A 13,526-nucleotide genomic window follows, 5' to 3' on the forward strand; every position below is an offset into this window, starting at 1 on the left:
AAAGTTGGATTCGCGCATTAATCTGCCGTGATCGGATAACGTTTTGAAATTAAACAAAAATGACGATGATAAGGCGAAAGCGTGACCAGCGCCCAAGATTACGGCAGTCACAAGTTGCGCTACCTATGCGGGTACTGTCACAAGTATATGTTTCTCGCCCTTCCGACCGTCGACCACGATCTCCTTGACCCGTTTTCCATCGATCGAGACGGCCGGAGAGCTCTTGCCGGCCTCTCGTGACACCTGGATGCGACAGATCGAAGCACCGAGCTTCAGCGTCGCCGAAAAACCGTCCCAGCCGGAGGGGAGGGAGGGCTCGACATGCAGCCGGTCGCCTTCCCTGCGGATGCCGAGGATGCCCTCGACGGCGGCTCGGTAGAGCCATCCGGCCGAGCCGGTGTACCAGGTCCAGCCGCCGCGTCCGGCCTTGCCGTCGCCGGCATAGATATCGGCCGCGACCACATAGGGCTCGACCCGGTAGCGCTCGGCCTCGACCTCGTCGAGCGCGTGGTTGACGGGATTGAGCATCTGGAACAGACGGTAGGCGTCGTCGGAATGGCCGCTTTGGGCGAGCGCCAGGACAAGCCAGGTCGCGGCATGGGTGTACTGGCCGCCATTCTCGCGGACGCCGGGCGGATAGCTCTTGATGTAGCCGGGATCCCTCTGCGTGTGCGCGAAGGGCGGAGTGAACAGCTTGGCGATCTTGAGTTCGGGATCGATCAGCATCTTGCTGGCGGCTTCCAGAGCGGTGCGTGATCGCGCCGGATCGCCGTGACCGGACAGCACGCTCCACGACTGGGCGATGGAGTCGATCCGGCATTCGTCCGACGACGACGAGCCGAGCCAGCTGCCGTCGTCATAAGTGGCGCGGCGGTACCACTGGCCATCCCAGGCTGCGGCCTCCAGTGCCTTCTTCAGGGCCTTCTCGTGCTTTTGCCAGCGTGCCGCGCGAAGCTCGTCCTTCCGTCCGCGTGCGATCGGCGCGAAGTCGGCCAGCGCCTTCAGCAGGAACCATCCCAGCCAGACGCTCTCGCCGCGCCCGCCGGCGCCGACCCGGTTCATGCCGTCGTTCCAGTCGCCGCCGAGGATCAGCGGCAGGCCGTTCGCCCCGGTGCGGACGACCGCAAGGTCGAGGCCACGGGCGCAGTGCTCGTAGAGGCTGGCCTTGGTCTTCAAAACTTCCGGCGTGAAGAAGGCGTCGTGCTCGCCTTCCTTGAGCGGCTCTCCCTTGATGAAGTCGAGCTCCTCTTCCAGGATCGCCTCGTCACCCGTCACCTTGATGTAGCGGTGCACGCCATAGGCGAGCCACACCACGTCGTCCGATATCGTCGTACGGACGCCAGCCCCCGTCCTCGGCAGCCACCAGTGCTGGACGTCGCCCTCGGGGAACTGCCGTCCGGCGGCGTTCAGCAGCTGCGTGCGCGCCAGCGACGGATCGTGGAGCAGCAGCGCGAGCGTATCCTGCAACTGGTCGCGGAAGCCGAAGGCGCCGCTTGCCTGGTAGAAGGCGGAACGCGCCCGGATGCGGCAGGCGAAGGCCTGGTAGGGCAGCCAGTAGTTCACCATGGCGTTGAGAGCCTCGTCGGGCGTCTCGACCTGCAACGTCCCGAGAAAGCCGTCCCAGGCTTTGGCGTTCTCGGCCAGGCGGTGTTCGAAGGGGATCGCGCGGTGCCGCGCGACCAGGCTCGACGCCTCCGCGGCGGAAGCCGCGTCGCCGAGCAGCCACAGCAGGTGCGCCTCGCCGCCCGCCGGAATCTCGATGTCGCGGGCAAGTGCCGCGCAGGGGTCGCGGCCGGGCTCCACCGTGCCGGCGAGGGCGCTTCCTGAAATCACCGTCTCGGGAGCCTGGACGGTTCCGTGGACGCCGACGAATTCGAGCCGGTCCGTGGTGAAGGACTGCGCCGGTGCGTCGCTTGCCAGGAAGGCCGTCCTCTCGCCGAAATCGAGGCTGTAGGCGTTGCGCGCCAGAAGCGCGCCCGTTGCCTCGTCGAGCGCCGGGATGATCGTCGGTGCGCATTTGGCGCGGTTGGTGCCGAGCACCCATTCCGCATAGGCGTAGACGCGCAGCCGCGCCGGCGCCGACCCCTGGTTGCGGATGGTCAGCCGCGAAACCTTCACCGGGTCGTTCGCGTCGACGACCTGGGTCAACTCGGCCGCCAGCGTCCCGTGCCTGGTGCTGAAGGTGCTGAAGCCCTGGCCGTGCCGTGCCTCGTAGAGCGCCGAAGCATCGCGGACGACCGCTGCCATCGGCGAGAAGACGCTGCTGTCGTCCAGGTCGAAGATATAGACCGCCTCTCCCGGGCGGTTGACGACCGGGTCGTTCGTCCACGGAGTGAGCTGGAAATCGCGGCTGTTGCGGCTCCAGGTGAAGGACGCGCCTTCGGCCGAACTGTGGAAGCCGAAATTCGCGTTCGAGATGATGTTGATCCAGGGATGCGGCGTGACGCTGTCACCGGCGAGCCGCACGACATAGTCGCGGCCGTTCTCGTCGAAGCCCCCAAAGCCGTTCCAGTGCGTAAGTCCGTTGCCGTCGGCGTTCCGGACAGGCCGGCTCGGCGCCGGTTCGGCGACCTCGTCCGCGGCGGCTGTCGGCGCGGCAAGATGCACCGGCGGGCGGGCCTGGATCTCTGCCGTTTCGGCGCGCTCGATCTGGTCGAAGACCGTGCCGTTGCGTGTATGCAGCACGATGCGGGCGACGCCGAGCAAGGTGCGGTACGAGTTCTCGTCCATGAGATCGCGGCGCACGGCGAAGATGTGCTGGCGCGGGCCGAGTTCCTTGCCGCGCAGGCGGCTGTTCTCGCACAGCGACTCGATCGCCTGCTGCAGGTCCTGCACGTAGGACGCCGCCTGTTCGTTGACGATCACGAGGTCGGCGAGCACGCCGCGGGCGCGCATATATTCCTGCATGCGCAGCGTCGCGGCGATGATCTCGAGATCGGCGACATCGCCGATCCTCAGGACGAAGATCGGATAGTCGCCCGATATCGCCATCGGCCACAGCGCCGACTGGCGTCCGAGGCCCGAGGCAATCGCCTCCGCGGGCATGCGCATGGACGGGCTCGGATAGATCAGGTAGCGCGCCAGCTTCTGGACATTGGCGGCGTCGGCGAGGCTCAATCCGATATGGCGCGTCTGCACCTGAGAGCGGGTCCAGGCGAGCATCGCCTGCCGCTGGAAACTCTCGGGATGGTCGAGCCGCCCGATCACCTCGTCGATTTCGGCGCGGTTCGGCGCGACCACCGTCCAGAAGGTCAGCGAGACCTTCTTGCCGGCCGGAACGCGGACCCGGCAGCGCAGAGCCATTATGGGGTCGAGCACGAAGCCCTCGTTGCCGGCGAGCTTGGCGTCGCGGTCGAAGGCGGCCGCGTCGGCTATGGTCCGGCCCCGACCGATGAAGGCGCGGCGGTCCGTCTCCGCCTCGGTCTCGCGCGACAGTATGGCGCTGCCGGAGACGAAGTGGGCGAGCGCGATATCAGGGTCGCCGGCTCCGTATTTGCGCCGCGTGGCGTAGATGGTCGTGTTCTGCCGGCCGATCTCGGTCTCGACGAACATCTTGGAGAAGGCGGGATGCGCATTGTCGGAGGCTTCCGACCCGATCACGATCTCGCCGTAGGAGGTCACGTCGAGGTGGCGGTCGGCCGTGTCGTCATTGATGATGCTGATACGGCGGCCTTCGCCGTTGCCTTCAGAGATGACGATGCACTCCACTTCCGTGCGCAGCTTGCCCACCGCCTTGATGAAGTTCGCCTTGTCGTCGGTGAACAGCGTCTGCGCGACCTCCTCGGGAGCACGCCTGGGGTCCGCCGTCGCCGACCAACACGTGCCGGTGTCGACATCGGTGAGGAACAGGTAGCAGCCGGCCTGGTCCTCGACCGGATCGGCCTGCCACCGCGTCACGGCCAGATCGTTGAAGCGGCTATAGCCGGAGCCCGTCGCCGTCACCATCAGCGAATAGTGGCCGTTCGACAGGAGGTTGGTGGCGCGCAGCGCATGGGCGGGATTGAGGATGATGCGGGTGTCCGGATATTCCTCCTTCACTTCGGCCGCGGCCTGCTGCGCCGCTTCCGTGCCGATGAAGGTGACGGGGATGTCGCGCGGCGCCTTCTCCTGCAGCAAAAGTTCCGCCGCCTCGATGACAGGGTCGCTGTGGAAGCGGTCGCGCATGCGCCCTTCGAACACCACATTGGCCACCGCCACGATCGACATGCCCTGGTGGTGGGCCATGTAATTGTAGACGACGGCGTGGTTCTGGCCCTCCGGCACGCGGGTCGGGGTGAAGTCGACCGCGTCGTGGAAGCCATAGGCGCCGAGCGCGCCGATCGCCCGCAGACGCTCCAGATTATCGACTGCCTGGCTGGGCATGTACTGCGAAGCGAGCAGCGTCGCATAGGGGGCGATGACGGTGTTTCGCGCCAGGCCGCGCTTCAGGCCCAGGCCGGGAACGCCGAAATTGGTGTATTGATAGGTCATCTCGCGGTCGCGCGCATTATAGGCCGCTTCCGAGATGCCCCAGGGAATGCCTTTCGAGCGGCCGTAGCTGATCTGCTTGCGGATGATCAGGTTGTTGGTCTGGTTGAGGATGCCGCCATGCGGCTCCTTCATCACCAGCGGCGGCATCAGATATTCGAACATCGAGCCGGACCAGGAGATCAGCGCACCGCGGAAGCCGATCTCGGCGACCGGCCGGCCGAGACGGAACCAGTGCTCGGTCGAGATGTCGCCCTTGGCGATGGCGAACAGGCTGGTCAACCGGGCCTCGGAGGCGAGAAGGTCGTAGCAGCTCTCGTCGAGCTGGCGCTCGTCGACGCGGTAGCCGATCGACAGCAGCTTGCGTTCCTTCCTGAGCAGGAAGGAGAAGTCCATCTGGAAGGCGAAGAGCCGCGCGCGGTCGTAGATGTCGCGCAGCCTGAGGCGCAGCGTCTCGACGCCCTTCTCGTCGGTATGGGCGTCGCTGACATGGAACTCGCAGGTCATTTCGAGCTTGCTCGCCCACAAGGCGAGCTGCTCGGAAACCTTGGAGCGGGTTTCGCCATGGATGGCCGAGGCCAGCTTGCGGATGTCGCCCGACAGCACTGCAAGGTTGATGGTGCGGATGGCCGCGGTCTCGGGCTCGTTGCGGATGATGCCGACCGCCCGCTTCATGCCGGAAATGCGGTCTCGCAGCCTCTGCCTCAGCGGACGGATCTGGCGCCGGTCGTCGGGCAGCGCATCGAGCGTCTCTTCCAGGATGGCGACGGTGTCGAGCATGCCGTCGAAATCGCCCTGCAGATAGGCGGCTGGCGCCATCGCCCATTCGTTGCAGGCGGCCGCGACCGCGACCAGATGGCCGGCGAGGTTGCCGCTGTCGACAGCCGATATGTAGCGGGGGTAGAGCGGATGCAGGGTCTTCGTATCGTACCAGTTGTAGAGATGGCCGCGGTCCCGGTCCATCCTCTCCAGCACCGAAAGGGTCTGGTCGAGGCGCTCGATGGTGTTGGCAAGGCTGATCCAGCCGAAGTCGCGCGCCGAGATGATGGAAAGCAGGTAGACGCCGATATTGGTCGGCGAGGTGCGCGCCGCGACGACGGGGTAGGGCGTCTCCTGGTAGTTGTCCGGCGGCAGCCAATGCTGCTCCTCGGTGACGAATGTCTCGAAATACAGCCAGGTGCGGCGGGCGATCCCGCGCAGCACGTCGCGGTCGCTGCGCGAGACATGCAGGCGGTCCTCGGTCTCGGCCGAACGGCTGATGAACCAGGCGAAGGCCGGCGCGCCGGCCCAGAACACGGCGAAGATGAAGGCGACGAAGGCGCCGGTGGAATCGGCGATGACAGGCACGGCCAGGCCGATCAGCGCGATCAGCGGACTGCCGCTCATGAGGCGGTAATAGTTGCCGAGCGTGTTGGCCCCGTTTTTCTGGGCCTGCGAGGCGGTTCGCCATTCCAGCAGGTTCTGCCGGGTCACGAACAGCCGGTAGAGCGTGCGCACGATCGCGTCGCCCATCATCCAGGCCGAATGCGCCATCAGCACGATGCGCAGCGCCACCTGGGCCGAGCCATGGGCGAATTCGTAGAGGAACGAGCTCAGATGCGCCTTCGGCGTGGTCTCGCGCCCGTCGGGGATGAGCGAGTTCACGATCTCGAAGCTCGGCGCCATGAACAGGCTGACGATGAGCAGAGCCTGCCACTGCGCCGCGAGCGTAAAGGGCAGGAAGGTCCATCCGGCGATCGAGGCCAGTGTCCAGAAGATCGGCGTCAGCGATCGACGCAGATTGTCGACCATCTTCCAGCGCGACAGGCCCGGCACGCCCGATGCCGGGTCGACGATGAAGGGCAGGAGCTGCCAGTCGCCGCGCGCCCAGCGATGTTGGCGCGACGCGTCGACCGCGTAGCGGGTCGGATAGTCCTCGACCAGCTCGACGTCGGTGACGAGGGCGGCGCGGGCGAAGGAGCCTTCGAGCAGGTCGTGGCTCAGCACCGCGTTTTCGGGGATCCTGCCCTGGAGCGCGCTTTCCATGGCGTCCACCTGGTAGAGGCCCTTGCCGGTGAAGGTGCCTTCGCCGAACACGTCCTGATAGAGGTCGGACACGGCGAAGACATAAGGGTCCATGCCGCGATTGGCCGAGAATATGCGCTGGAAGAAGGAGGCCTCGTCGCCGGTTGTCAGCGACGGCGTCACGCGCGGCTGCAGGATGGCGTAGCCCGAGACGACGCGGCCGGAGGCGGGATCGATGACCGGCCGGTTGAGCGGGTGGCAGAGCTTGCCGACCAGGCGCGCCACCGCGTCGCGCGTCATGCGCGTGTCGGCGTCCATGGTCATGACATAGACGATGCCCTCGGGCAGCGGCGTGTCGGAGGGCATGAAGGTCGTGTCGCTGTCGCCGCGCAGCAGGAGGTCGAGTTCGTGCAGCTTGCCGCGCTTGCGCTCCCAGCCCATCCAGCACTTCTCGCCTTCGTTGTAGAGGCGGCGGCGGTGCAGGAGGTGGAAGCGTGGTCCGTTCTCGGGATAGCGCTGGTTGAGCTCGGCCACGCAGTCATGGGCGTAGTCGAGCAGATCCATGTCGGCCTGGCTCTGCTCCTCCTGGCTGTCGGGCCAGTCGGAGAGGAGCGCGAAATGCAGGTCGCCCTTCATGTTGGCGAGGTAGTGCACTTCCATGTTGCGCAGGCTCTCCTCGACATCGTCGCGCGAGGAGATCAGCGACGGCACCACCACCAGCGTGCGTGCGCTCGACGGAACGCCTTCCTTGAATTCGTAGCCGATCAGGCTGGTCGGCTTCAGGAACTGCAGGACGATCGTGTTGAAGAAGGCAAGGGCGCCTTCGCTCGCCGGCACGGCGAAGAGGACCAGCAGGATGCCCACGGCCCAGGACGGGATGCCGGCGCTGGCGAGCGCAAGACCCGCCCAGGTCAGAAGCAGCAGCGTCATGACCAGGACAGGCCCGACGATGCCGGTCCATCCGGTCCTGCGGAACGAGCGCAGCAGCTTCTTGCCGAAAGTCGGGCGGTAGCCGAGCACCTGCTCCAGCTCCAGCCGCCGCGGGCCGACCAGGAAGAAACCGACATCGGCGGCCGGCGAGGCGATGTCCTCTGCCGTCGGCGCAGACTGCCGTGCCAACTGGATGGCCCGTGTGGCGACTTCATATTCGCTGAGACCGGAGCGCCGCGCCATCTCCTCGATGGCGGTGCGGTACTGGTCGCGTGACGGGAAGTCGAGGCTGGCGAAGTCGGTGCCCTCGCGCAGCAGCGTGTCGACCCGGCTGATGCCTTCGAACCAGACGGTCCAGTCGATGTCGTTGATCAGCCGCAGCCCGCGGATGATGTTGCCGGTCGTTACATTGCCGCTGGACAGCGTCTGGTGCTCGCCGAGGATGATTTCCTCGGCGTCGGAACCCGACCGCTCGAGCTCGTTCTCCAGCCAGGCGAGAGCGTTGCCGGCATTCTGCGAGCCGTCGCGCAGCCGATAGAGAAGCTGGGTCGCAAAGGTCGTGTCGCGTGCATGCTGGGCGAAGCCCGGCAATATGTCGGTGCGATCCTCGTCGGGGCCTGCGCTCAGGACGCGGTCGGCGAGTTCGTTGGCGATGCGCCGCATCTCGCGCGAGCGGCCGACACGCAGCGCCAGGCGGCGCAGGTTCTCGATCAGCACGAAACGCAGCAGCGAGGGAAGGGCCCACAGTTCGCCGATGCGCAGCGGCTCGACCGACTGGAAGCCCTGGACGATGGCCTCGAAACTCTGTGCGGAGACGGCGCTGTCGCAATGGGCGACGTAGAGCCAGGCAATCGCCAGCGCCCGCGGCGCGGTGACCCCGTTGGGCAGGGTGACGGTCGGAAGCTGACGGTAGAAGCGGCGCGGAACATCGCGCTTGATCTGAAAGACCGTTTCCTCGACCACGTAGAAATTGTCGAGCAGCCACTGGGCAGCTGGCGTCACGGTTTCGCCGCGGGCCTGGGCGTCGTTCATGGCCCGGTAGACTTCGAGGATCTTCCCGGAATTGTCCCGCACACGCGTCGGGAAATCGAAGGCTTCGGGGCCTGCGACCCTGGCGAGTTCGCCACGCGCCAGGGCCTCGCCGAGTCTTCGAAGCTGTTCCTCGGGCATGAACGTCGCACGGATGGGATCGTCGGCCTGCGCCGGCAGCGGTTCGAGGCTTGGCTGCAGGCGATCAGGGGCGGTCTGAACGTTCATGAAGCAATTTTCCGTGATACAGCGATCGCCGTGACGGGCTCGGCGCAGCCATCGGCTAAAACCGCTTGAAAGGCAATTGGTTGCGGCAAAAGTTTGTCAAGCGCTCTTTTTTTGCCTCGAGGGGCTCGTCACACCCAGCCTTGATTGGACTTGAAGCCGATGCATCACTAAGTGTGTCGGTGGCTTAGCCGGACAATAGGCATATGAACACCGATCGCATTCAACGCCGCCTCGTCGCCATCCTCGCGGCCGACGTCGTCGGTTACAGCCGGCTCATCGAGCGGGACGAGGCGGGCACCTTGGCGGAACTGAAACGCCGGTGGGCCGAGGTCGTCGAGCCGCTCGTCGTGCGCTATGGCGGCCGCATCTTCAAGACCATCGGCGACGCCATACTGGCAGAGTTCGGCAGCACGGTCGGCGCGGTCGAGTGCGGGGTGGAATTGCAGAAAGCGATGTCAGCCGCCAATGATGCGGGACCCGGCGAACGGCGCATGGTGATACGCGTCGGCATCCATCTGGGCGACGTGGTCGTGGAAGGCGACGACCTTTATGGCGACGGCGTCAATGTCGCGTCGCGCATCGAGGGCGTCGCGGATCCTGGCGGCATCGCCATTTCGGACGGGGTTCACGAGCATGTGCATGGCCGCATCAAGGTAAGTTTCATCGACGGCGGAATCCGCGAGCTCAAGAACATCGAGAGGGCGCTCCGCGTCTGGACATGGTCACCCGACATGGAGGGCGCCGACGCGGCGATCGCCGGCGCGGCGCCGCAGCCCGTGCCGAGCAGCAGGCCGTCGATCGCCGTCCTTCCCTTCGACAACATGTCGGGAGATCCCGACCAGGGTTACTTCGCCGACGGGATCACCGAAGACATCATCACCGATCTGTCCAAGGTCTCGGGGCTGTTCGTCATCGCGCGAAATTCCTCGTTTGCCTACAAGGGTTTGGTGCGTGACATTCGCAAGGTGAGTCAGGAACTCGGGGTTCGCTACGTGCTTGAAGGCAGCGTGCGCCGGGCGGCCAACCGGATCCGCATCAACGCGCAGATGATCGACGGCACCACGGGCGGCCACCTGTGGGCCGAACGTTACGATCGCGACCTTGAGGACATCTTTGCCGTGCAGGACGAGGTGACGCGCACCATCGTCACGGCGCTGGAGGTGAAGCTGACTGCCGGCGAGGAGGCCCGGCGCGGAAGCCTGGGCAAGATCGCCCCTGAGGTCTACGACCTGCTCGTGCGCTCCCGCCAGGTAGCCTTGCAGCTTCGGCCGGAGGCTGCGGCCGAGGCGAAGTCCATCCTGGAGCGCGTGATCGCGATGGATCCCGGCGTGGCTCTCGCCTACGGGCGGCTGTCGGTCATATATTTCGCCGAATATGTCAACCAGTGGAACAATGCGACCGAAGAACATCTGGTGAAGGCGCGCGAGCTTGCCCTCAAGGCGATCGAGACGGACGAGAGCGAGCCGCAGGCCCATATTGCCCTCGCCATCGCCCATACCTGGGCCAGGAACTGGGAGGAGGCGGAAAAGGCCGCCGAGCGCGGCGTCGCACTCGGCCCGAACCTGGCGGACGCCTATACGTCGCTCGGCAATGTCAGGGATTTCCAGGGGCGCCATGAGGAGGCCGCCGCCCTCTACCGGCGGGCGCATCGGCTCGACCCGCAGTTCGATCTGTCCCTGCATTTCCTTGGCCGGGCCCTGTTGGCGCTCGGCCGCTACGACGAGGCCGAGATCGCCTTCAAGCGCCGCTTGTCGCTGGCGCCGCACTCGGACATGACACGCTTCTATCTTGCCTGCCTCTATGGCCTTACCGGCCAGGCGGAAGAGGCACGACGTTACTGGAAGGAAACGCACGAGGTCAATCCGGGCTTCTCCATCGAGCGGCTGCGGCAGATCCTTCCGTACAAGGATCCCGACCAGTTCGAGCATCTTACGCAGGGGCTGCGCGACGTCGGCATCCTGGGCTGACCGGGCAGGGCGTCAGCCCTCCCTGTCGCCCAGGCGGATGTGGCAGCAGCCGGGGCCGTGGCCCGGTGTCCAGGTGACGTTCTCGAAGCGCACGCCCGTCGCCTCGAAGAGGCCGCGGTCGAAAGCGCCGGCGATCCGGCACAGCGTCGCGAGCCGCTCGCCATCGATCCCGGCCTCGACCCAGGCATCCTTCAGTGGGCATCTCCTGACACGGAAGGCGATGTGTCTTCCGTCGCGTTCGACGTCGGTCGGATACATGCGTCCGCCGTCCGGGCTGGCTGCGAGGAAGGCTTCGCCGATCGCGCGGGCATCGTTCGGCCCGAAGCCGCGGAACGCCGCTTCGGCGACCTCGCGGCCGCGTCTTTCGATGACGCGGATCATCAGCGCCTCGGCGTCGTCCGGGCCGAGCGTCGCCGCGAGCTCGTCATAGAACAGCCGGTAGAGGTCGGCGCGATTGCGGAACGCGGCGTCGAGTTCACGCGACAAAGTCTCGGCGCGGTCGTCCTTCATGGCACGGGTTCCTCTTTCATCGGCACGACGAGACGCGGCGCCGCGGCGACCAGCGCTTGCGCCGTCGGCGAGCGCGGTGCCGTCACCACCTGGCGCGCCGGGCCGGTTTCGACCTTGGCGCCGGCATCCATCACTGCGATCCGGTGGGCGATAATGCGCACCGCAGCGAGATCGTGCGTCACGAACAGATAGGCAGTGCGATCGCGTTCCTGGATGTCGATGAGCAAGGCCAGGATCTGCCGGCGCGTGGCGACGTCGAGGGCGGAGACAGCCTCGTCGAGGACGATGAGCGCAGGCTTTGTGGCGAGCGCCCGGGCGATCGCCACGCGCTGGCGCTGGCCGCCGGACATTTCGTGGATCGGGCGCCGGGCGAAATCCGAGGGGAGTCCGACGCGGTCGAGCAGCGCCGCGATCGCATAAGCGCGCTCGGCCCTGCCGGCGATACGGTGGATGCGTAGCGGGTCAGCCAGCACACGGCCGACCGTGGCGCGCGGATTGAACGCGGCCTGCGGATCCTGGAACACCATCTGCAGCCTGGCCCGCGCCGCGCGCAGGCTTCGCCCGCCGAGAGCCAGGAGATCGGTCCCCTCGAAACGGATCGTGCCGCGATCGGGCTCTATCAGCCGCAGCACCATCCGGGCGAGCGTCGACTTGCCGCTGCCGGACGGCCCGACGAGCGCCAGCGTCTCGCCGCGGTTGACGATGAGATCGACGCCGGCGACCGCGTCGAAGCGCCGTCCGCCCCGCAGGAACGACTTGCTCAGGCCGGAGATCGCGAGCAGCGGTTCGGTCACGCGTCTGCCCCCGTCCGTTGTCGCCATGGCGTCTCGCCATAAGCTCCGATCAGCGCCCCCGTATAGGGATCGCCAGGTGCCGACAGGATGTCGCGCGTGGCGCCTGCCTCCACCACGCGGCCGCCGCGCAGCACCATGATGCGATCCGCGAGGCCGGAGGCGAGCGCGATGTCATGGGTGATGAAGAGCAGCGACATTTCCTCCGCCGCGACGATGTCGCGGATCAGTGTGACGATCTCAGCCTGCACGATCGTGTCGAGGGCGCTGGTCGCCTCGTCCGCGATGAGAAGTTTCGGCTTCGCCGCGATCGCCGCGGCGATCGCCACCCGCTGCTTCTGCCCGCCGGAGAGCTGATGCGGAAAGGTTCTCAGCAGCGCCGCAGGATCCGGCAGCTTCACCTGGTCGATCAGTTCGGCGGCACGCTGAAGGGAAGCTCTCCAGCCGAGGCCCAGATGGGTATGCACGACCTCCGCCACCTGCTCGCCGACGGTGAGCACCGGGTCGAGACTGGCCGACGGATCCTGGAAGACGAAGCCGAAATCCTTGCCTGCCACGGGCGGAGTGTCCAAGGCTGGCCAGAGGATGCGGCCGGAGACCTGCGCCTGCTGCGGCAGCAGGCCGGCGACAGCCAGTGCGAGCGTGCTCTTGCCCGAGCCGCTTTCGCCGATGACGGCGAGCCGCTCGCCCGCGGCGACGTCGAGGCCGACACCGCCAAGCGCGGCGGCGGCCCTGTCGGCGCGCCGGTAGGACACGGTGAGATTGGCGACCGCCAGCAACGACATCAGGCATGTCTCCGCTTTGCCGCGGAGGCCTCGACCACGCCTTCCCCGAACAGATAGACGCCGAGCACGGCCAGCACGAGGGCAATGCCGGGGATGATCGACAGATAGGGCGCGGAGCGCAGCACGGTGCGGCCTTCCGCGATCATGGCGCCCCAGGTCACCCGGTTCGGGTCGCCAAGCCCGAGGAAGGAGAGGGCGGCTTCGGTGAGGATGGCGCCCGCCACGATGACCGAGGAAAGCGCCAGCACCGGCGGCAGGGCGTTGGGCAGCACCTCGCGAAAAGCGATCTCGAGGGGATGCATGCCGACGACCCGGCTCGCCGCGACGAAATCGCGCTCGCGGATGGACAGGACCTCCGCCCGCGCGATGCGCGCCGGCCCGGTCCAGGCACTGAGCGCGATGGCCGTCGCAACGACGCCGAGCGAGGGGCCGGAGACGCTGACGAAGGCGAGCGCCAGCAAAAAGCCAGGGACCGTCTGGAAGGCGTCGGTGAGCCGCATCAGCGCCTCGTCGACCAGCCCGCCGGAGAAGCCCGCCAGCGTGCCGACGATCGCGCCGATCGCAAGTGCGGCGGCCGCGGCGGCGAGGCTGACGGCGAGCGAGGTGCGCGCGCCGTGCATCAATCCGGCGAGCACATCCCTGCCCAGCCTGTCGGTGCCGAGAAAATGGGCGGGGTCCTGGAAAGGCTGCAGCAATGCCGGGCCGGCGATCGACAGCGGATCGCGTGGGAAGAAATAGGGCGCGGCCAGCGCGGTGCCGGCCAGGACGACCAGGATCAGCAGGCCCGCGATCCCTTCGGGGCTGCCGAGCATCCG

6 protein-coding genes are annotated in these 13,526 nt (G+C 66.8%); 1 reads left to right on the plus strand and 5 read right to left on the minus strand.

All coding sequences use genetic code 11. The annotated features are described in order from the left end of the window. Positions 1-123 precede the first annotated feature (123 nt). Positions 124-8,658 carry a GH36-type glycosyl hydrolase domain-containing protein gene (locus JN302_RS18575; RefSeq protein WP_202334016.1) on the minus strand — a complete coding sequence of 2,845 codons (8,535 nt, stop codon included), beginning with the start codon at positions 8,656-8,658 and terminating at the stop codon, positions 124-126. A gap of 203 nt (positions 8,659-8,861) precedes the next feature. Between JN302_RS18575 and JN302_RS18580 the strand changes: the two genes are divergently transcribed. After that, positions 8,862-10,625, plus strand: coding sequence for an adenylate/guanylate cyclase domain-containing protein (locus JN302_RS18580; protein WP_202314055.1), 1,764 nt, complete (start codon positions 8,862-8,864; stop codon positions 10,623-10,625). 12 nt (positions 10,626-10,637) lie between these two features. Here the strand turns inward: JN302_RS18580 and JN302_RS18585 are convergent, their stop codons facing one another. From JN302_RS18585 to JN302_RS18600, 4 genes are read right to left on the minus strand one after another with little or no spacing between them, the layout of a single operon-like run. Further along, positions 10,638-11,135 (minus strand): L-2-amino-thiazoline-4-carboxylic acid hydrolase, encoded by a 498-nt coding sequence (locus tag JN302_RS18585; RefSeq protein ID WP_202334017.1) that lies wholly within the window; start codon positions 11,133-11,135, stop codon positions 10,638-10,640. Then, positions 11,132-11,956 carry an ABC transporter ATP-binding protein gene (locus JN302_RS18590; RefSeq protein ID WP_202334018.1) on the minus strand — a complete coding sequence of 275 codons (825 nt, stop codon included), beginning with the start codon at positions 11,954-11,956 and terminating at the stop codon, positions 11,132-11,134. The genes JN302_RS18585 and JN302_RS18590 overlap by 4 nt, the downstream gene beginning before the upstream one ends. Then, positions 11,926-12,711, minus strand: a complete 786-nt coding sequence (locus tag JN302_RS18595) for an ABC transporter ATP-binding protein (protein ID WP_202334019.1) — start codon at positions 12,709-12,711, stop codon at positions 11,926-11,928. The genes JN302_RS18590 and JN302_RS18595 overlap by 31 nt, the downstream gene beginning before the upstream one ends. Then, positions 12,711-13,523 (minus strand): ABC transporter permease, encoded by an 813-nt coding sequence (locus JN302_RS18600; protein ID WP_202334336.1) that lies wholly within the window; start codon positions 13,521-13,523, stop codon positions 12,711-12,713. Before JN302_RS18600 ends, JN302_RS18595 begins: the two co-directional genes overlap by 1 nt. Between the last annotated feature and the right edge of the window lie 3 nt (positions 13,524-13,526).

The sequence above is a fragment of the Mesorhizobium sp. L-8-3 genome (assembly GCF_016756615.1).
Classification (GTDB): domain Bacteria; phylum Pseudomonadota; class Alphaproteobacteria; order Rhizobiales; family Rhizobiaceae.

Bases quoted from the DNA above. Each gene is read 5' to 3' on its own strand.
- JN302_RS18600 (WP_202334336.1), bottom strand. From the start codon at position 13,523: ATGCTCGGCAGCCCCGAAGGGATCGCGGGCCTGCTGATCCTGGTCGTC.
- JN302_RS18575 (WP_202334016.1), bottom strand. From the start codon at position 8,658: ATGAACGTTCAGACCGCCCCTGATCGCCTGCAGCCAAGCCTCGAACCG.
- JN302_RS18585 (WP_202334017.1), bottom strand. From the start codon at position 11,135: ATGAAGGACGACCGCGCCGAGACTTTGTCGCGTGAACTCGACGCCGCG.
- JN302_RS18580 (WP_202314055.1), top strand. From the start codon at position 8,862: ATGAACACCGATCGCATTCAACGCCGCCTCGTCGCCATCCTCGCGGCC.
- JN302_RS18595 (WP_202334019.1), bottom strand. From the start codon at position 12,711: ATGTCGTTGCTGGCGGTCGCCAATCTCACCGTGTCCTACCGGCGCGCC.
- JN302_RS18590 (WP_202334018.1), bottom strand. From the start codon at position 11,956: ATGGCGACAACGGACGGGGGCAGACGCGTGACCGAACCGCTGCTCGCG.